Source organism: Hydrogenophaga electricum, from assembly GCF_030160815.1.
In the GTDB taxonomy this organism is placed as follows: domain Bacteria; phylum Pseudomonadota; class Gammaproteobacteria; order Burkholderiales; family Burkholderiaceae_C; genus Hydrogenophaga; species Hydrogenophaga electricum.
In genome coordinates this window covers 15,663-34,269 of sequence record NZ_BSPB01000020.1, presented here as the reverse complement: position 1 = coordinate 34,269, position 18,607 = coordinate 15,663, and the positions used below count along the sequence as shown (strand labels likewise).

The following is an 18,607-nucleotide window of genomic DNA, read 5'->3' as shown; positions in this document are numbered from 1 at the left end:
TACTTTCCGCGATTCCGTTCTGCGGCACGCGGCTTAACATCCTTAAGCCTCATTCCAAGGAGTAAATCGACATGAAACGCCTTCTGACACTGGCCCTCTCGGCCGCCGCAGTTTCGGGCGCCTTCGCCCAAGGCTTCCCCAGCAAGCCCATCACGCTCGTGGTGCCCTTCGCTGCAGGCGGCCCCACCGACCTGGTGGCCCGCCATCTCGCCGAAGCCATGCGCAAGCCCATGGGCGGTGCCAGCATCGTGGTGGAAAACGCGGCCGGAGCCGGGGGCACGATCGGTGCCACCAAGGTGGCCCGCGCCACGGCCGACGGCCACACCCTGCTGGTCTGGCACATCGGCATGGCCGCCACCACCAGCCTGTACCGCAAGCAGCAGTTCAAGCCCCTGGAAGACTTCGAGTACCTGGGCATCATCAACGACGTGCCCATGACCCTGCTGGGTTCGCCCAAGCTGCCGGCCAACACCTACCGCGACTTCGAGAACTACATCCGCGCCAACGGCGGCAAGCTCAACCTGGCCCATGCCGGCCTGGGCTCGGCATCGCACATCTGCGGCCTGATGTGGCAATCCGCCGTGAAGCTGGACAAGTCGATGACCACCATCGCCTACCGCGGCACGGGTCCGGCCATGAACGACCTGATCGGCGGCCAGATCGACGTGATGTGCGACCAGACCACCAACACCACCAGCCAGATCGAAGCCGGTCGCGTGAAGGCCTTCGCCGTCACCACGGCCAGGCCCCTGAGCAACAACAAGGTGCTCAAGGACTACCCGACGCTGCAGGAAATGGGGCTGAAGGACTTCAACCTCACCATCTGGCACGGCCTGTACGCCCCCAAGGGCACCCCGCCCGACGTGCTCAAGAAGATCAACGACGCCCTGGTGGCCGCGCTGAAGGATCCGGAGTTCGTCAAGCGCCAGAACGACCTGGGCGCCCTCGTCGCCACCGACAAGCGCGTGACCCCGGCCGGCCACAAGGAATTCGTGGCGGCCGAAATCGCCAAGCTCAAGACGGCCATCGAAGCCGCGGGCCAGTTCGCCGACTGAACGCGCCTGACACGGCGCCGCTTGGTGCCGTTCTCTCAGCGACCAGCCACCTTCGGGTGGCTGCGTCGTTTCTAGGGCCGCTGCGGCCCCACCTCACACGCCCCAGACCACTTCCACGCGCGCCTTGGCACAGCGCTCCAGCATGTCGATGAAGGGGGTCGTGCGCAAGCGCAGCGACACCGGATCGAACTGGGGGGAGGGTTCGCCACGGGCTTCGGCCTCTTCGCGCTGCTGGCGCTGGTGGGCTTCTTCCTCGGCCACCGCGGCGCGCAGCGCGGCGATGGCACCGGGCATCTGGTCGGGCACGATGATGCCCGGCTGGTCCGGGTCTTTGCCCAGGATTTCGAGCACACGCCGGCCGTGGGGCTCCAGCATCACCAGGTCGGCGGTTTCACGGGACTTGAATCGGTACAGAGACATGCTCGCTTCCTCGTCTGAGCAGGATGGCGGAAGCGAATCATTCTGTCACCAAATCGCCGCCGCACGGTCGCGCGCGGGATCCGGCCGCTCCGGGTAAACCCCCTAGCCATCAAATACTTCATGTCTAAACTAATCAGGCATGAACACTCCACACCCCGCGCTGCAGCGCATCCTGTGCATCGGAGGCGGCCCGGCGGGCCTCTATTTCGGCCTGCTCATGAAGCAGCGATTTCCGGCACTGGCGGTGACGGTGGTCGAGCGCAACCGGCCCTACGACACCTTCGGCTGGGGTGTGGTGTTCTCCGACCAGACCCTGGTCAACCTGCGCCGCGCCGATCCGGAAACCGCGCAGGCCATGCAGGACGCCTTCAACCACTGGGACGACATCGAGGTGTTCTACAAGGGCGCCAGCGTGCGCTCCGGCGGCCATGGCTTCATCGGCATCGGCCGCAAGCGCCTGCTCAACATCCTGCAGGAACGCTGCCAGGCGCTGGGTGTGGACCTCGTGTTCGAGACCGACGTGACCGATGACCAGGCGCTCGCGCAGCAGTACGGCGCCGACCTGGTGATCGCGTCGGACGGCCTCAACAGCCGCATCCGCACGCGCTACGCAAGCAGCTTCCAGCCCGACATCGACACCCGGCTGTGCCGCTTTGTCTGGCTGGGCACGAAGAAGACCTTCGACGCTTTCACCTTCGCGTTCGAACAGACCGAACACGGCTGGTTCCAGGCCCACGCCTACCAGTTCGACGACGACACCTCCACCTTCATCGTTGAAACGCCCGAGCACGTGTGGAAGGCCCACGGCATCGAGGACATGAGCCAGGAAGACGGCGTGGCTTTCTGCGAGCGGCTGTTCGCGAAGTACCTCGACGGCAATCCCCTGATCAGCAACGCCAAGCACCTGCGCGGCTCGGCCAACTGGATCCGCTTCCCGCGCGTGATCTGCCACACCTGGGTCCACCATCAAGACATTGCCGGCAAACGCACGCCCATCGTGCTGATGGGCGACGCGGCCCACACCGCCCACTTCTCCATCGGCAGCGGCACCAAGCTGGCGCTGGAAGACGCGATCGACCTGGCCGACGAATTCAGCCGCGCCGCCGGCACCGACGAGACCATGGAGCAGGTGCTGCAAGGCTACGAAGCGCGGCGCAGCGTCGAGGTGCTCAAGATCCAGAACGCCGCGCGCAATTCCACCGAGTGGTTCGAACACGTGGACCGCTACACCGGCATGGAGATCCCGCAGTTCGCCTACTCGCTGCTCACGCGCAGCCAGCGCATCAGCCACGAGAACCTGCGCCTGCGCGACGCCAAGTGGCTGGAAGGTTACGAGTCGTGGCTGCAAGAACGTTTTGCCCCCCACGCTCCACCGCTGCGCGGGTCGCTGCCCCCCGAGGGGGCTGATTCGGCTCGGGGCGGCCCGGCGCCGGATCGCGCGGCGCGGCGTCCCACCCCGCCCATGCTGCTGCCGCTGAAGGTGCGCAGCGTTGAACTCAAGAACCGCATCGTCGTCTCGCCCATGGCGCAATACCAGGCACAGGACGGCGTGGTCGGCGACTGGCACCTGATGCACCTGGGCGCGCGCGCCGTCGGCGGCGCCAGTCTGGTGATGGTGGAGATGACCAGCCCCACGCCCGAGGGCCGCATCACGCCCGGTTGCCCCGGTCTGTGGAACGACGCGCAGCAGGCCGCGCTCGCGCGCATCGTCGACTTCGCTCACCAGAATGGCGGCGCCAAGATGGGCTTGCAGCTCGGCCACAGCGGCCCCAAGGGGTCGACCCAGCTCGGTTGGGAGGCGATGGACGAGCCGCTCGGGAGCGGCAACTGGCCGCTGCTCTCGGCCAGCGCCCTCCCCTACGGCGAACAGAACCAGATCCCGAAAGCGATGACGCGCGCCGACATGGACGCGATGACCGCCGCCTTTGTCGATGCAACGAACCGCGCCGCTACTGCCGGCTTCGACTGGCTGGAGCTGCACTGCGCCCACGGCTACCTGCTTTCGGCCTTCATCTGCCCGCTGACCAACCAGCGCACGGATGAGTACGGCGGTTCGCTGGACAACCGCTGCCGCTATCCCCTGGAGGTGTTCGCCGCCATGCGCGCCGCCTGGCCCGCCGACCGGCCCATGAGCGTGCGCATCTCGGCGCACGACTGGGCACCTGGCGGCAACACGCCCGACGATGCGGTCGCCATCGCGCGCCTGTTCAAGGCCGCGGGCTGCGACGTGATCGACGTGTCCTCCGGCCAGACCACACGGCAAGCCAAACCGGTATACGGCCGCATGTACCAGACGCCGTTCGCCGACCGCGTCCGCAACGAGGTCGACATCCTGACCATGGCCGTCGGCGCGATCAGCGAGGCCGACCACGCCAACAGCATCATCGGCGCCGGCCGGGCCGACCTCTGCGCCGTGGCCCGCCCGCACCTGGCCGACCCGGCCTGGACGCTGCACGAAGCGGCCAAGCTGCAGACCCGCGCCATCGACTGGCCCCTGCCCTACCTCAGCGGCCGCGACCAGCTCTACCGCGAGATCGCCCGCCAGCAAGCGCTGCAAGGCAGCGTGATCGCACCAGACCCGGCCGAAACCGCATGAACACCCCGCTCGACACCCTCGACCTCGAAGCCCGCGCGCACAGCGAACACGCGCAGGAGCTGCGCCTGTGGCTGCGGCTGCTGGCCTGCTCGCAACTGATCGAGAAGCGCGTGCGCACGGGCCTGCGCGAGCAGTTCGACACCACCCTGCCGCGCTTCGACCTGATGGCCCAGCTCGAACGCCACCCTGAGGGCCTGAAGATGAAGGAGCTGTCGCAGCGGCTCATGGTCACCGGTGGCAACGTCACCGGCATCACCGACCAGCTCGTCGCCGAAGGGCTGGTCGAGCGGATGGGCGTCGAGGGCGACCGCCGCGCCTTCCTCGTGCGCCTCACCCCCGCCGGACGCAGCGCCTTCGAACGCATGGCCGTGCAGCACGAGCAATGGATCGTGCAGGCCTTTGAAGGCCTCGGCCCCAGAGACCTGGACCACCTGCACAAGCTGCTCGGCAAGGTGAAGCAACACCAACTGGACCTCGAATGAAACACCCCATCCCCGACCACAACCCCATGCGCGGGCAGTACCGCGCCGTCGCCGCGCAGGCACCGAGCCACTTCGCGCTCAGCGTGGCCGACGGCGTGGCCACGGTCACGCTCAACCGGCCCGAACGCAAGAACCCGCTGACCTTCGACTCCTACGCCGAGCTGCGCGACTGGTTCCTGGGCCTGCAGCGCGCCACCGACATCAAGGCCGTGGTGGTCACCGGCGCGGGTGGCAACTTCTGCTCCGGCGGTGACGTGCACGAGATCATCGGCCCGCTGACGAAGATGACCATGCCCGAGCTGCTGGCCTTCACCCGCATGACCGGCGCGCTGGTCAGCGCCATGCGCGCCTGCCCGCAGCCCGTCGTGGCCGCGCTCGATGGCGTGTGCGCCGGAGCGGGCGCCATGATGGCGCTGGCCTCGGATCTGCGCCTGGGCACGCCCGCAGCCACGGTCGCCTTCTTGTTCACCCGCGTCGGCCTGGCCGGCGCCGACATGGGCGCCTGCGCCCTGCTGCCGCGCATGATCGGCCAGGGCCGCGCCAGCGAACTGCTGTTCACCGGCCGCGCCATGAGTGCGCAGGAAGGCCACGCCTGGGGATTCTTCAACGCCCTGCACGACAGCGACGCCCTGCTGCCCGCCGCGCACAAGCTGGCGTCGCAACTGGCCCAGGGCCCGACCTTCGCGCACGGCATGACCAAGACCATGCTGCACCAGGAATGGGCCATGACGCTGGACCAGGCCATCGAAGCCGAGGCGCAGGCCCAGGCCATCTGCATGCAGACGCAGGACTTCCGCCGCGCCTACGAAGCGTTTTCCGCGAAACAGCGCCCTCAGTTCGAAGGCGATTGAAGGAGCACGCCATGGCCGGTTTCGAACACCCCCACTCACACGGCATGCTGGTGCCCACCGCGCACCTGGAACTGCCCTTCTTCGACGATGCGCACCGCGCGCTGGCCAACGGCCTGGCGGCCTGGACACACGCGCAGCACGTTGACGAGACCGACGACCGCGTGGCTTGCCGGGACTGGGTGCAGCGCCTGGGCGCCGCCGGCTGGCTGCGCTACTGCGTGCCCGCCGCGCACGGCGGTGCCCTGCCTGCGCTGGATTCGCGCGCGCTGGTCATCCTGCGCGAAACCCTGGCCTTCCACTCGCCGCTGGCCGACTTCGCCTTCGCCATGCAGGGCCTGGGCAGCGGCGCCATCACGCTGGCCGGCACCCCCGCGCAGCAGGCCGCCTACCTGCCCGCCGTGGCCCGTGGCGAGAAGATCGCCGCCTTCGCGCTGAGCGAGCCCGAGGCCGGCTCCGACGTGGCCGGCATGCGCCTGCGCGCCCTGCCCACCGCTGGAGGCTGGCAGCTCGACGGCCAGAAAACCTGGATCAGCAACGGCGGCCTGGCCGACTTCTACGTCACCTTCGCCAAGACCGATCCCGACGCCGGCGCGCGCGGCATCAGCGCCTTCATCGTCGACGGCGATGCCGCCGGCCTGGACAGCAGCGCCCACATCCAGGTGATGGCGCCGCACCCGCTGGCCACCCTGACCTTCAGCGCCTGCGCGCTCGCGCAGGACGCGCTGGTGGGCAGCGTGAACGGCGGCTTCAAGCTCGCCATGCAGACGCTGGACATCTTCCGCGCCTCGGTGGCCGCGGCCGCGCTCGGCATGGCGCGCCGCGCCTTCGCTGAAGCCGTGGCGCATGCCAAAGGGCGCCAGATGTTCGGCCAGACCTTGGCCGACTTCCAGCTCACGCAGGCGCGGCTCGGTGAGATGAGTGCCCTGATTGAAGCCGCCGCGCTGCTCACCTACCGCGCCGCCTGGCTGCGCGACCGCAGCCCCTCCAGCGGCGCCGGCACGCCGGCCTACACGGCCGCGGCCGCGGCCGCCAAGCTCACCGCCACCGAAAACGCGCAGAAGGTCATCGACATGGCGCTGCAACTGTTCGGCGGCCGGGGCGTGCAGGTCGGCAACGTGGTCGAACACCTGTACCGGGACATCCGCTCGCTGCGCATCTACGAAGGGGCGAGCGAAGTGCAGTTGCTCATCCTGGGCAGGCAGGCGCTGAGGTGAAGCACCGCCCTGCGCCGCTGACGCGGCGTTCCCCCGATCTGGCGCGCTTTCAGCGTTGGGAAGGGGCGCGCACCCAACGGCCCGGCGAAGCCGGTTCCGCGGGTGCCTGGGGTTGAAGCACCTGGCTCGCAGAATGAAGGAGACCCCCATGCCATCCGCGCAAACCGACACCTTCGTGCACGACCGCCTGCCACCGCGCGAGCAATGGCCCGATCTGCGCGACGACCAGCCTGAACGGCGATCGCTGCCGGCCCAGATCAACGCCGTGCAGGCGCTGTTCGACCGCGCCTTCGCCGCCGGCCATGCTCACCGCCCGCTGTTCCGCAGCGACGAACGCACCCTGAGCTACGCGCAGGCCCGTGCCGAAGTGAACCGCATCGCCAACGTGCTGGCCGGCCTCGGTCTGCAACCCGGCAACCGGGTGCTGCTGCGCGGCGGCAATTCGGTGGCGATGGCGATGGCCTGGTTGGCCGTGGTGCAGAGCGGGCTGATCGCGGTGGCCACCATGCCGCTGCTGCGCGCCACCGAGCTCAAGGCCATCATCGACAAGGCCCGGCCCTCGGCCGCGCTCTGCGACGAGAAGCTGCAGGACGAACTCCGGGCCGCGCTGGCGCAGAGCCCGGACACCTCCGACCTGCCGCTGCGCCTGTTCAACACCGGCGACGCCGCGGTGGCCTTGTCCGATGGTCCGCAGGGCCGTCCCCAGGACGCTCGCTCGCCGTCGGCCGGCCTGTCTTCACCCGCTTCAGGGGCACACACGCTGTCACTGGAAGTGCTGGCCCGGCACGCCAGCGACCACGCAGTGCCCTGCCCCACCCACGGCGACGACATCGCGCTGCTGGCCTTCACCTCGGGCACCACCGGCAGCCCCAAGGCGGCCGTGCACACGCACCGCGACGTGCTGGCCGCCTGCGAAACCTGGCCGCGCCACGTGCTGCGCGCCACGCCCGACGACATCGTCATGGGCTCGCCGCCGCTGGCCTTCACCTTCGGCCTCGGTGGCCTGCTGATCTTCCCGATGTGGGCCGGCGCTTCGGTCTATTTCCCCAGCATTCCCTACACGCCCGAAGCGATGGTCAAGCTGATCGGCCAGGTCGGCGCCACCATCTGCTACACCGCGCCCACCTTCTACCGCCAGATGGCGCCGTTCGCGCAGCGCCTCGGCGTCGGCCGGCTGCGCCTGAGCGTGAGCGCGGGCGAAGGCCTACCCGATGCCACGCGCCAATTGTGGAAGGCCGCCACGCGGCTGGAAATGCTCGACGGCATCGGCGCCACCGAGATGTTCCACATCTTCATCTCGGCCGCGCCCGCCGACGTGAAACCGGGCGCCATCGGCCGCGTGGTGCCGGGTTACGAAGCGAAGATCGTCGACGACCAGGGCCACGAGCTGCCGCGCGGTCAGGTCGGCCGCCTCGCGGTCAGAGGGCCGACCGGCTGCCGCTACCTCGACGACCCGCGCCAGACGGTCTACGTGCAGGACGGCTGGAACTACCCCGGCGACGCCTTCCTGCAGGACGACGACGGCTACTTCGTCTACCAGGCGCGCACCGACGACATGATCATCACCGCCGGCTACAACGTCGCCGGCCCCGAGGTCGAGGCCGCGCTGCTGCAGCACCCGGCGGTGGCCGAATGCGGCGTGGTCGGCAAGGCCGACGATGAGCGCGGCATGATCATCCTGGCCTACGTGGTGCTGCGCGCCGGGCATGCTGCCGACGCGGCCCAGGTCAAGGCGCTGCAGGACCACGTCAAGCACACACTGGCCCCCTACAAATACCCGCGCGAGGTGCGCTTCGTCGACAGCCTGCCTCGCACCGAAACCGGCAAACTGCAGCGCTTTGCGCTGCGCAAGCTGGCCACCGCCGCCCCTTCCGGAAGCTGACCCCATGACCCTCCTGCAACCGCCCGGCTGGGCACAACCCCGGGGCTACGCCAACGGCGTCGCCGCCAAAGGCACCCTCGTCTTCGTCGGCGGCCAGATCGGCTGGAATGGCGACCAGCAGTTCGAGAGCGACGACTTCATCGCCCAGACGAAACAGGCGCTGCTGAACGTGCGCGCGGTGCTCGCCTGCGCGGGCGCTGGCCCCGAGCACATGGTGCGCATGACCTGGTACATCGTCGACCGCGACGAATACAACGCGCGCCTGGCCGAACTCGGTCCGGTCTACCGCGAAGTGCTCGGCCGGCATTTCCCGGCCATGACCTGCGTGGAAGTCAGCCGCCTGGTGGAAACGCGTGCCCAGGTCGAGATCGAGGTCACGGCCGTGCTGCCGGACTGACAGGCGCCAGTCATCCGGTCAAAAAAAGAGGGGCCGCAAGGCCCCTCCTGGCTGGGCAGAGCGCGCTGCCCCCGCGGCCGCCGGCCGATCAGGCCTTCAAGGCCACCAGCACCTCGTCCAGCATCTTCTTGGCGTCGCCGAACAGCATGCGGTTGTTCTCTTTGTAGAACAGCGGGTTGTCCACACCGGCGTAGCCGCTGGCCATGGAGCGCTTCATGACGATGCTGGTTTTGGCCTTCCAGACCTCCAGCACCGGCATGCCGGCGATCGGGCTGGTGGGGTCGTCCTGCGCCGCCGGGTTCACGATGTCGTTGGCGCCGATGACCATGGCGACGTCGGTGTCGGGGAAGTCGTCGTTGATCTCGTCCATCTCCAGCACGATGTCGTAGGGCACCTTGGCCTCGGCCAGCAGCACGTTCATGTGGCCCGGCATGCGGCCGGCCACCGGGTGGATACCGAAGCGCACGCTCACGCCCCTGTCGCGCAGGGTTTTGGTGATTTCCTGCACCGTGTGCTGGGCCTGCGCCACGGCCATGCCGTAACCCGGCACGATGATCACGCTCTTGGCATCGCGCAGCAGCTCGGCGGTTTCGCTGGCCACCACCGGCACCACTTCGCCCTGTGGCTCGGCGGCCGCGCCATCGGCCTTGGCGGCTGGCTTGCCCGCACCACTGCCGAAGCCGCCGGCGATCACGCTGATGAAGTTGCGGTTCATCGCGTTGCACATGATGTAGCTCAGGATCGCACCCGACGAACCCACCAGCGCACCGGTGACGATCAGCAGGTCGTTGCTGAGCATGAAACCGGTGGCCGCTGCGGCCCAGCCGGAATAGCTGTTGAGCATGGAGACGACCACGGGCATGTCGGCGCCGCCGATGGCCATGACCATGTGGATGCCGAACAGCAGGGCGATCACGGTCATGATGATCAGCGGCGTCATGCCGGCCTGCACGTCGGGCGCGTTCAGGAAGGCGCGGCCGAACCAGATCACCACCAGCAGGCCGGCCAGGTTGAGCCAGTGGCGTGCCGGCAGCAGCAGCGGCTTGCCGCCGATCTTGCCGTTGAGCTTGCCAAAGGCGATGAGCGAGCCCGAGAAGGTGACCGCCCCGATCAGGATGCCGATGTAGATCTCGATTTCGTGGATCGCCTTTTCGGCGCCCTCGAACTGCAGCGAGGTGTCGACGTAGCTGGCGAAGCCCACCAGGCAGGCGGCCAGGCCCACCAGGCTGTGCATCAGCGCCACGAGTTCGGGCATCTGGGTCATCTTGACCGTGCGCGCGGCGTACAGGCCGATGCTGCCGCCGATCACCAGCGCACCGACGATCCACGGCAGCGCGGCCGGCGACACGCGCGGGCCGAACACCGTGGCCAGCACGGCCAGCGTCATGCCGATGATGCCGTAGAGGTTGCCGCGCCGCGACGATTCCGGGTTGGACAGGCCACCCAGGCTGAGGATGAAAAGAATGGCGGCGCCGAGATAGGCGACCGTGGCCAGGCTTTGGGACATATCGTTGTGCCTTTGGTGTTCTTGTTATCGGGTGATTTATTTGCGGAACATGGCCAGCATGCGGCGCGTGACGGCGAAGCCGCCGAACATGTTCACCGCAGTCAGCACGATGCCGGCGAAGGCCAGCCACTGGATCAGCGCGTCGGGCCGGCCGTTGCTGCCGGCCTCGGGCGGCAGGATCTGCACCAGTGCGCCGATGACGATGATGCTGGAGATGGCGTTGGTCACGCTCATCAGCGGCGTGTGCAGCGCGGGCGTGACGTTCCACACCACCATGTAGCCGATGAAGCAGGCCAGCACGAACACCGTGAAGTGGCCCAGGAAGGCCGCTGGCGCGTAGGCACCAATGGCCCAGAAGGCCAGCGCGCCCAGGCCGAAGATGACCGCGAGCGTCTTGGCCGGCAACGGGCCACTGCTGCCATGGCCGTGACCGCCCTTCTTCTCGGCCACCGGAGCGGCCGGCTTCGGCGCCGGCTTCGGCGCGGCCGCGATCGGCGGCGCGGGCCAGGTGATCTCGCCGTCCTTGATGACCGTCAGGCCGCGGATCGCGTCGTCCTGCATGTTGACGTGGATCACCCCGTCCTTGGTCTTGCACAGCTCCTCGGTCAGGCGGAACAGGTTGGTGCCGTACAGCGTGGACGACTGGAACGCCATGCGCGAGGCGAGATCGGTGTAGCCGACGATGGTCACGCCGTGGCGCACCACCGCTTCACCGGGCACGGTCAGCTCGCAGTTGCCCCCCTGCTCGGCCGCCATGTCGACGATCACGCTGCCGGGCTTCATGCTCTGCACCATCTCGGCCGTGATCAGGCGCGGCGCGGGTTTGCCCGGAATCAGCGCGGTGGTGATGATGATGTCGCACTCTTTGGCTTGCTGCGCGTACATGGCGCGCTGCGCGGCCTGGAAGCCTTCGCTCATGACCTTGGCGTAGCCGCCGCCGCCCGAGCCTTCTTCCTCGTAGTCCACCTTGACGAACTCGCCGCCCAGCGAAACCACCTGGTCGGCCACCTCGGCGCGCGTGTCGTTGGCGCGCACGATGGCGCCCAGGCTGGCGGCCGCACCGATGGCGGCCAGACCGGCCACGCCGGCGCCGGCGATGAAGACCTTGGCCGGCGGCACCTTGCCCGCGGCCGTGATCTGGCCGTTGAAGAAGCGACCAAAGGCGTTGGCGGCCTCGACCACGGCGCGGTAGCCGCTGACGCCGGCCATGGAGGTCAATGCGTCCATCTTTTGCGCGCGGCTGAGCGTGCGCGGCAGCGCGTCGATGGCCAGCACCGTGACCTTGCGGGCCGCCAGTTGTTGCATCAACTCCGGGTTCTGCGCCGGCCAGACGAACCCGATCAGGGTCTGGCCCGCGCGCATCAGCACCACCTCTTCGGGGGTGGGCGGGCGCACCTTGAAGACGATGTCGGCGCTGGCCCAGAGTTCGGCCGCCGATGCGGCGATGCTGGCGCCCGCTTCGCGGTAGGCGCCGTCGGACAGGTCGGCCCGCTCGCCCGCGCCGGTTTCCACCACCACGCCAAAACCCAGCTTGACCAGCTTGCCCACCACGTCGGGCACGGTGGCCACGCGTTTTTCACCGGGAAAGGTTTCGCGGGGAACGCCGATGCGCTGCGGTGTGGGAGCGGCTGCGCTGGCCGGCGAAGGGGCGGTGATTGCGCCAGAAGTCATGGCAAGGTCCTCGATACAGAAAGAAAAACGAAAAACGAAATCGGGCGGCCGGCACCACCGGGGTCAGCCCACCGGGGGCCGGGCCGCGTCCACGGGCGGGGGTGACGGCGGCACCAGCGGCTGCGGCACCGGCAGCGCGGGCATCACCAGGCGACCGGAGAGCGAATAGACGCTGCTTTTGACCGCGTCCCTGAGCTGCCGGCCCCACACCACATGTTCAGGGGGCACACGGGGCGGCAGGCGCTCCGAAACGGCCGCACCTTCCCCACCGATGCGCTCCCAGACGAACACACGCACGTCGACGAACGAGCCGGTGGAAATCGCGTGGCGGCTCCACACGGTGTAGACCGGCGCCGACGACCATTGGGGCAAGGGAAGCTCGACACCGGCCTCGAGCAATGGCGGCGCCAGTTGCTTGAAGACGCTCGCAGCGTTGTAGCGCGGCGTCACCGTCAGGCATTGGGCGAAGCTGAGGTTGATGCCCTCGTTCCCTTCGCGGTAGATGTTTTCATCCGGCTGGCAGTCGGGCGAATACCGCATGTACCCGGCGCGGCCGCCCCCCATACCGGTCGAACTGGTGCTGGTGGGCAGGCGATAGAACACCGCCGACTGCACCGCCAGCGCCCCGCTCCGGTCGCCGCCGTAGGCCTGGGACCGATCGGGCAAGGCCATGACCTCCCAGCCGGGTTCGGCAAAACCGATGTCCACCCGCCCGACGGAAAACCCGTCGGCGTGCGCGGCGAACGCGCCCATCCATACCCAGGCGCCCCCCAGCGCCCAGCCGCATCGGCACCCTGCCGCACGGTGTGTGGTTCTGCTCATGTCCTCTGGTGCCTCCTCACCATCTGCCCAACAGGCAACGTGCCAGCTTAACCGACAGTCTCCGCCATGCCGCTCCGCGCAAACCCATGTGCCACAAGGGTTTGCGGCGCGTCGGGCACCGATGGGTCCGCCGCGCCATTTTCAGCATTTCATGATGCGGCAACACCTACCGCGTCGAGGAACATTTCGCCAGGCGGGCCGGATAATCCGCGCATGAGCACCCGTTGGAAACCCAGTGTCACCGTGGCCGCGATCATCGAACGCGAAGGCCGCTACCTGCTGATCGAGGAAGAAACGCCCGAGGGCCTGCGCCTGAACAACCCGGCCGGCCACCTCGACCCGGGCGAAAGTCCGGAACAGGGCGTGGTCCGCGAAACGCTGGAAGAGACCGCCCACGCGTTCACACCCACGGCCCTGGTGGGGCTGTACCTGTCGCGCTTCCAGCGCCCGGCCACCGGCGAAGACATCACCTATCTGCGCATGGCCTACACCGGCGAGCTGGGTGCCTGCGACCCGCAACGCCCGCTCGACACGGGCATCGTGCGCACGCTGTGGATGACGCCCGAGGAGGTGCGCGCGAGCGCCGCACGCCACCGCAGTCCGCTGGTGCTGCGCTGCATCGAGGACCACCTGGCCGGCCAGCGCCTGCCGCTGACCGCGATCCACACCGATCCGACCGTGCACGGCGCCGGCTGAGGCCTGCGCGCCGTTTCACCCCGGGGGTTCAGTCCAGGCCGCCGACCCGGCCGCGCCCCTGCTTGATCTGCGACCGGCTGGCCTTGCCGGCCAGGCGACGTTGCTGCGAAGCGAGCGTGGGCCGGGTGGCCTTGCGCACCTTGGGCACGTGCGCGGCGGCGTCCACCAGCGCCTGCAACCGCGCCAGGGCTTCGGTCTTGTTGAGTTCCAGGCTGCGGTGGCTCTGCGCCTTGATGACGATCACCCCGCCCTCGCTGATGCGCTGGTCGGCCTGGGCCAGCAGGCGCGCCTTGACCGCGTCGGGCAATGACGACGCGGCCACGTCAAAACGCAGGTGCACGGCGTTGGACACCTTGTTCACGTTCTGCCCGCCCGCGCCCTGGGCGCGGATGGCGGTGAAACTGACGTCGGCGGGATCGAGACGGACCAGGGAGCGGCGCATGGTGCCAGTATCGCCCGATCAGGCCGCCGCCGCCGCAACCAGCCCCACCAGGCCGCCGTGGTGCAGGCACTCGCGCAGGATGAGCACGGTCGCGTCCTGGGCCGGGTCGCTGCCCGCAGCCCCACCGCCGCGGGTGGCGCGCAGCGCCAGCCGCTGGTAGGCCTGTTCCACCGCATCGGTGTGCCAGACCCCCTCGCGGTCGGGCCCCGCCCCCGCATCGGCCAGCCGCTGCAGCGTGGCGGCATCCACCGCCAGCAGGCCACCCGGGTGCGGACGCTGGCGCGACCAGGGGGCGATCGCGTCTTCGACGTGCTGGATCGCGTCTTCCATCCCCGCCGCGGTGAACGGGCCGGCCACGTCACGCCCGCCGATGCGGGCGTGGCCGAGCGCCAGATCGAAACGCGGCCCCTCGGGCAGCCAGCCCAAGGTGCTGTGGACAGGGCCCAGTTGCAGGAAAGCGGTGTTCGTCGGGGCCATCATGAGGGTTCCGGGTTCGGGGACGGCGCCAGACGTTCCAGCACCTGCCGGGCCATGCGCGCATCCACACCATGCCCGAGACCGGGCACGAGGTCCAGCATCACCGCCGCCCCCAGCGCCCGCAGCTGGGCCACGCCCTGCCCGGCCCAGGCGGCGGGAATGACGCCGTCCTGTTCCCCGTGCAGCCAGTGCACCGCCGCCCCGGGCGCGGTTTGCGGCGGTTCGGCAAAGCGGCCGGCCAGAGCCACCACCCGGCTGGCCAAGCCCGGCACGCGCTGCGTGGCTTCCAGCGCCATGATCGCGCCCTGCGAGAAGCCGAGCAGCGTGGTCGCATCGGGCGCCACACCGGTGCGCGCCTGCCAGTCGCGCACCGTCTGCGCGAAGGCGGGCATGGCCGCGTCGACGCGGGCCGGGCGGTTGGCCTCGTCCACGCCGCGCACCGAAAACCACTGGTAGCCGCCCCCCAGGTCCGACGGCGCTGGCGAGCGCACGCTGACCACGGCCGCACCGGGCAGCGCGTCGGCGATCAGTTCGCCCAGCGGCACCAGGCCTTCGGGCGTGGCACCCACGCCGTGAAACAGCAGCACCAGGGCGCTGGCCTTGCCAGCGGGCTGGCGCACCACGATATCTCTTTCGCTCGTTCGTTCGCTCATTCGTTCGCTCCTCAAACGGTGGCCGCCTCGGCATCGGCCGATGCGGTGGCCGCTGCCACCGCGCCGAACACATACCCGTCCATCGCCAGCACGCCGTGCTCGATGCCCCCTTCGATCACGCGGGTGGGCACGTCGGCCCCGGCCGCGCCGGCAGCCACCACCAGCGGCCAGTAATGTTCGGGCGTGGGGTGGGCGCGGTGGCCGCTCGGCGCTTCGTCGATGGCGTTGCGCAGCGCGGCATGGCGGCCGTGCAGCACGGCGTCGCGGATCCAGTCCGAAAACTCGCGGGCGTAGGCGGCGGTGGTGGTTTCGTGCCAGGCCACCTCGTACAAATTGTGCGTGAGGCTGCCGGAGCCGACGATCAGCACGCCCTCGTCGGCCAGCGGTGCCAGCGCCTGGCCCAGCGCGTAGGCGCTCTCGCCCGTCAGCCGCACGGGCAGCGAGACCTGGAACACCGGCACATCGGCCTGCGTGTACAGGTGCAGCATCGGCACCCAGGCGCCGTGGTCCAGACCGCGGCCCGGGTGCACGCGCGCCGGCCAGCCGGCCGCTTCGAGCAGGGCCGCGGTGCGCTCGGCCAGGGCCGGCGCACCCGCCGCCGGATACCGCAGGCGGTACAAGGCCGGATCAAAACCGCCGAAGTCGTGAATGGTTTCGGGCGCGGGGCTGGCCGACACCACGGGCCCGGTGGTCATCCAGTGCGGCGACACCACCAGCACGGCCTTCGGTCGCGGCAGTTCGGTGCCCAGTGCCGTGAGCGCGGGACCGGCGATGCCGGGTTCCAGCGCGAAGGTGGGCGCGCCGTGGGAGATGAAAAGCGTGGGCAGGCGGTTCATGGTGTTTCCTTGCTGGGCCGGCCGATGCCAGCCCGGAATGGGGCGGTAGGGACGCGGTGCCGGCAGTTCAGGCCCGGTGGATCCAGGTCGGTGCGATGGCGGTGCCCAACCCGGCACCGTAGCCCAGGTAGATGTTCAGGCCGGCCAGCGGCTCCAGGTAGCGGGCGTTCTTCAGGCCACCCGCGTCCACCGTGGCAAAGCCCAGGCTTTGGGCCAGGGTGGTCACGGTGCTCTTGGCCGACGCATCATCGGCCGCCACGAACACGCTGGCCTGCCGGCCCTGGCCGAAATCGGCTCCCGCGGCCAGCACCTGCGCAAACAGGGTGTTGAAGGCTTTCACGACGTGCGCCTGCGGAACCGCCCGGGCGATTTCTTCGGCGGCCGAGGTGTTGAAGCCCAGCGTCAGACCCATGTAGTCGACCGTCAGCGGGTTGGTGATGTCGATGACCACCTTGCCGTCGAGCCCGCCGACGCCGCGCAGGGCGGCCACGGCATCGGGGTAGGCCGTGGCGACGATCACCACGTCCACCCCGTCGGCCGCACCGTCCGGGGCCACGGCGCTCACGCCCGGGTACTGCGCGGCGAGCTCGGCGGCCTTGTCGGCCTGGCGGGCCGTGACGCGCACGGCGTGGCCGGCGGCGTGCAGTTGCTTGGCGAACGCCGAGCCCATGTTGCCGGCACCGATGACGAGGGTTTTCATGTTCAGACTCCTGTGTGTTGGCGGGAGCCCCGCGGTGTTGCAGGGCATGGGTCGAACTTTATTGAAACCCTAGTAAAGAATAAATTCACTTAGAATTTATTGACTGTTCCGAAAAATGAAATAGTCAGCATGGACAAGTTTCTCGAAATGCGCACCTTCGCCGCCGTCGTCGAGGCGGGCAGCTTCGTCGCCGCCGCCGAGGCCATGGGGCTGTCCAAACCGGCGGTTTCGCGCCACGTGAGCGAGCTGGAAACCCGGCTAGGCACCCGGCTGCTGCACCGCACCACGCGGCGCCTTTCGCTCACGCCCGAAGGCACGCTGTTCCTGTCACGCTGCCAGACGCTGCTGGCCGATCTGGCCGACGCCGAAGCCGAAGTCAGCGCGCGCAACGCGCAGGCCGTGGGCACGGTGCGCGTCAACGCCCCGCTCACGTTCGGCAACCTGCACCTGGCGCCGTTGTGGGCCGACTTTGAGTTGCGCCACCCCCAGGTGCGGCTGGAGGTCACGCTCTCGGACCGCGTGGTCGACCTCGTGGACGAGGGCTACGACCTGGCGATCCGCATCGCGCGGCTGGACGCCTCGTCGCTGGTCAGCCGGCCGCTTTCATCCACCCGCATGGTTTTGTGCGCGGCGCCCGCGTACGTGGCCCGGCACGGCGCGCCGGCGCACCCGGCAGAACTGGCGGCGCACACGGTGTGGGCGTACAGCGGTTTTTCGATGGGCGATGAATGGCCGTTCGAAGGGCCGCAAGGCCACGTCACCGCGTCGGTGCGGCCCACGCTGCGCAGCAACAGCGGCGACACCTGCCGCATCGGCGCGCTGCAGGGCCACGCCATCGTGTTGCAGCCGAGCTTCCTGGTCGGGCCCGACATCGCCGACGGCACGCTGGTCGAGCTGCTGCCCGCGTACCGCTCGCTGCGGCTGGGCATCCACGCGGTCTACCCCTCGCGCAAGCACCTGCCGTCCAAGGTGCGGCTGCTGGTGGACCATCTGGCGGCGGCGTTCCACACGCCACGCTGGCCCGACTGAGCCAGCGGCCGGCCAGCGGGCCGGGGCCATGCGATGCATCGCGTCAATAGCGCTCTTTCACGCCCGTGACCATGGCCTTGATCAGGCGCGTGCGTTCAAGGCGTCCCATCACCAGGGCCGCCGCGGCGTGCACACCGGCCGCGATCAGCAGGCCGTCACCCAGGGCTTCGTGCAGTTCCTGCATCCAGTCCACGCCCCAGAAGGCATCGGTGGTCTGCAGCCAGCCCGTCAGGCCCAGCGACAGCACCAGCGCCATGAGCAGCAGCATCATCAGCGCGCCCAGCGGGTTGTGCCCCCAGTGCATCTCGGTCTGCCCGCCGAGCAGACCACGCACATGCCGGACCACGCGCGACGGGGTGGGGAAAAAATCGGCAAACCGCGCGTGGCGCGAACCGACGAAACCCCAGGCAATGCGCGCCAGCACCAGGCCGGTGGCCAGATAACCCAGCCACTGGTGCAGCGTCTCGCCATCGTCGACGACGAAGCCGTTGAGCAGCACGCAGACCACCAGCGTCCAGTGGAAGACCCGCACCAGCGGGTCCCACACGCGGCGCTGTTCGGGCGCCAGCGGGCTGGCGCCGGCGCTCACTTGCTCTCCAGCGGCGCAGCGGTGGCGGGGTCGAAATAGATCTCGACCTTCTTGCCCGCCTTGTCATGGCCGTAGATTTCGTAGCAGTTGCCCTTGGTGACCTTGAAGGTCTTGATCTGGTAACCCTGGGTTTCCAGGTCTTTCTTGAACTGGGCTTCGGGCACCCACTTGTCCTTGGGCGCGTTGCAGGCCGGGCCGGCGATGGCGGCGCCGGAGACGGCGACCAGCAGGGCGGACAGGGCGGTGAGGCGGGCGATCGATTTCATGTGTGGGCTTTCGATGACACCG

The 18,607-nt window shown here is 69.1% G+C and carries 20 protein-coding genes; 9 read left to right on the top strand and 11 right to left on the bottom strand.

Features of this window, described 5'->3' with window-relative positions:
* Nucleotides 1-71 precede the first annotated feature (71 nt).
* A complete protein-coding gene (locus tag QQK43_RS13020) occupies nt 72-1,055 on the top strand; it encodes a tripartite tricarboxylate transporter substrate-binding protein (RefSeq protein WP_284308128.1) in 984 nt (327 codons plus the stop codon).
* A 93-nt stretch (nt 1,056-1,148) separates the two neighbouring features.
* On the opposite strand, the gene QQK43_RS13015 is transcribed toward QQK43_RS13020, so the two are convergent.
* A complete protein-coding gene (locus tag QQK43_RS13015) occupies nt 1,149-1,475 on the bottom strand; it encodes a DUF1840 domain-containing protein (protein ID WP_284308127.1) in 327 nt (108 codons plus the stop codon).
* 139 nt (nt 1,476-1,614) lie between these two features.
* On the opposite strand from QQK43_RS13015, the gene QQK43_RS13010 reads away from it, so the two are divergent.
* The 6 genes from QQK43_RS13010 to QQK43_RS12985 all read left to right on the top strand — a co-directional run bounded on the left by QQK43_RS13010 (nt 1,615) and on the right by QQK43_RS12985 (nt 8,897).
* Nucleotides 1,615-4,071: a bifunctional salicylyl-CoA 5-hydroxylase/oxidoreductase gene (locus QQK43_RS13010; protein ID WP_284308126.1), complete on the top strand. Its 2,457-nt coding sequence runs from the start codon at nt 1,615-1,617 to the stop codon at nt 4,069-4,071.
* Nucleotides 4,068-4,553 (top strand): MarR family winged helix-turn-helix transcriptional regulator, encoded by a 486-nt coding sequence (locus tag QQK43_RS13005; RefSeq protein WP_284308125.1) that lies wholly within the window; start codon nt 4,068-4,070, stop codon nt 4,551-4,553. Before QQK43_RS13010 ends, QQK43_RS13005 begins: the two co-directional genes overlap by 4 nt.
* Complete coding sequence (locus QQK43_RS13000) at nt 4,550-5,404, top strand: enoyl-CoA hydratase family protein (protein WP_284308124.1); 855 nt, start codon at nt 4,550-4,552, stop codon at nt 5,402-5,404. Before QQK43_RS13005 ends, QQK43_RS13000 begins: the two co-directional genes overlap by 4 nt.
* Before the next feature lie 11 nt (nt 5,405-5,415).
* Nucleotides 5,416-6,618 carry an acyl-CoA dehydrogenase family protein gene (locus QQK43_RS12995; RefSeq protein ID WP_284308123.1) on the top strand — a complete coding sequence of 401 codons (1,203 nt, stop codon included), beginning with the start codon at nt 5,416-5,418 and terminating at the stop codon, nt 6,616-6,618.
* Nucleotides 6,619-6,766: 148 nt separating this feature from the next.
* Nucleotides 6,767-8,500 carry an AMP-binding protein gene (locus QQK43_RS12990; protein ID WP_284308122.1) on the top strand — a complete coding sequence of 578 codons (1,734 nt, stop codon included), beginning with the start codon at nt 6,767-6,769 and terminating at the stop codon, nt 8,498-8,500.
* A 4-nt stretch (nt 8,501-8,504) separates the two neighbouring features.
* Nucleotides 8,505-8,897: a RidA family protein gene (locus QQK43_RS12985; protein ID WP_234264113.1), complete on the top strand. Its 393-nt coding sequence runs from the start codon at nt 8,505-8,507 to the stop codon at nt 8,895-8,897.
* An 88-nt stretch (nt 8,898-8,985) separates the two neighbouring features.
* Here the strand turns inward: QQK43_RS12985 and pntB are convergent, their stop codons facing one another.
* The 3 genes from pntB to QQK43_RS12970 form a co-directional block, all read right to left on the bottom strand.
* Nucleotides 8,986-10,404, bottom strand: coding sequence for a Re/Si-specific NAD(P)(+) transhydrogenase subunit beta (pntB, locus tag QQK43_RS12980; RefSeq protein ID WP_284308120.1), 1,419 nt, complete (start codon nt 10,402-10,404; stop codon nt 8,986-8,988).
* A 36-nt stretch (nt 10,405-10,440) separates the two neighbouring features.
* Complete coding sequence (locus tag QQK43_RS12975; protein WP_234264115.1) at nt 10,441-12,075, bottom strand: Re/Si-specific NAD(P)(+) transhydrogenase subunit alpha; 1,635 nt, start codon at nt 12,073-12,075, stop codon at nt 10,441-10,443.
* Nucleotides 12,076-12,138: 63 nt separating this feature from the next.
* Complete coding sequence (locus QQK43_RS12970) at nt 12,139-12,897, bottom strand: hypothetical protein (protein WP_284308119.1); 759 nt, start codon at nt 12,895-12,897, stop codon at nt 12,139-12,141.
* A gap of 213 nt (nt 12,898-13,110) precedes the next feature.
* Between QQK43_RS12970 and QQK43_RS12965 the strand changes: the two genes are divergently transcribed.
* Entirely contained in the window at nt 13,111-13,593 is a 483-nt protein-coding gene (locus tag QQK43_RS12965) for an NUDIX hydrolase (RefSeq protein ID WP_234264117.1), read from the top strand.
* 28 nt (nt 13,594-13,621) lie between these two features.
* Here QQK43_RS12965 and arfB read toward each other — a convergent pair whose 3' ends face one another.
* The 5 genes from arfB to QQK43_RS12940 form a co-directional block, all read right to left on the bottom strand.
* Nucleotides 13,622-14,035, bottom strand: a complete 414-nt coding sequence (arfB, locus tag QQK43_RS12960; RefSeq protein ID WP_284308118.1) for an alternative ribosome rescue aminoacyl-tRNA hydrolase ArfB — start codon at nt 14,033-14,035, stop codon at nt 13,622-13,624.
* A gap of 18 nt (nt 14,036-14,053) precedes the next feature.
* The gene (locus tag QQK43_RS12955) at nt 14,054-14,512 is read right to left on the bottom strand and encodes a hypothetical protein (protein ID WP_284308117.1); all 459 of its coding nucleotides are present in this window, start codon (nt 14,510-14,512) and stop codon (nt 14,054-14,056) included.
* A complete protein-coding gene (gene ypfH / locus QQK43_RS12950) occupies nt 14,512-15,165 on the bottom strand; it encodes an esterase (RefSeq protein WP_284308116.1) in 654 nt (217 codons plus the stop codon). The genes QQK43_RS12955 and ypfH overlap by 1 nt, the downstream gene beginning before the upstream one ends.
* 11 nt (nt 15,166-15,176) lie before the next feature.
* The gene (locus tag QQK43_RS12945) at nt 15,177-16,001 is read right to left on the bottom strand and encodes a dioxygenase family protein (RefSeq protein ID WP_284308115.1); all 825 of its coding nucleotides are present in this window, start codon (nt 15,999-16,001) and stop codon (nt 15,177-15,179) included.
* A gap of 67 nt (nt 16,002-16,068) precedes the next feature.
* Nucleotides 16,069-16,701 (bottom strand): NADPH-dependent F420 reductase, encoded by a 633-nt coding sequence (locus tag QQK43_RS12940; protein WP_284308114.1) that lies wholly within the window; start codon nt 16,699-16,701, stop codon nt 16,069-16,071.
* Nucleotides 16,702-16,830: 129 nt separating this feature from the next.
* Between QQK43_RS12940 and QQK43_RS12935 the strand changes: the two genes are divergently transcribed.
* The gene (locus QQK43_RS12935; RefSeq protein ID WP_284308113.1) at nt 16,831-17,730 is read left to right on the top strand and encodes a LysR family transcriptional regulator; all 900 of its coding nucleotides are present in this window, start codon (nt 16,831-16,833) and stop codon (nt 17,728-17,730) included.
* 43 nt (nt 17,731-17,773) lie between these two features.
* Here the strand turns inward: QQK43_RS12935 and QQK43_RS12930 are convergent, their stop codons facing one another.
* Both QQK43_RS12930 and QQK43_RS12925 read right to left on the bottom strand, forming a co-directional pair.
* Complete coding sequence (locus QQK43_RS12930; protein WP_284308112.1) at nt 17,774-18,319, bottom strand: cytochrome b/b6 domain-containing protein; 546 nt, start codon at nt 18,317-18,319, stop codon at nt 17,774-17,776.
* Nucleotides 18,316-18,585: a PepSY domain-containing protein gene (locus tag QQK43_RS12925; RefSeq protein WP_284308111.1), complete on the bottom strand. Its 270-nt coding sequence runs from the start codon at nt 18,583-18,585 to the stop codon at nt 18,316-18,318. Before QQK43_RS12925 ends, QQK43_RS12930 begins: the two co-directional genes overlap by 4 nt.
* Nucleotides 18,586-18,607: the final 22 nt, after the last annotated feature.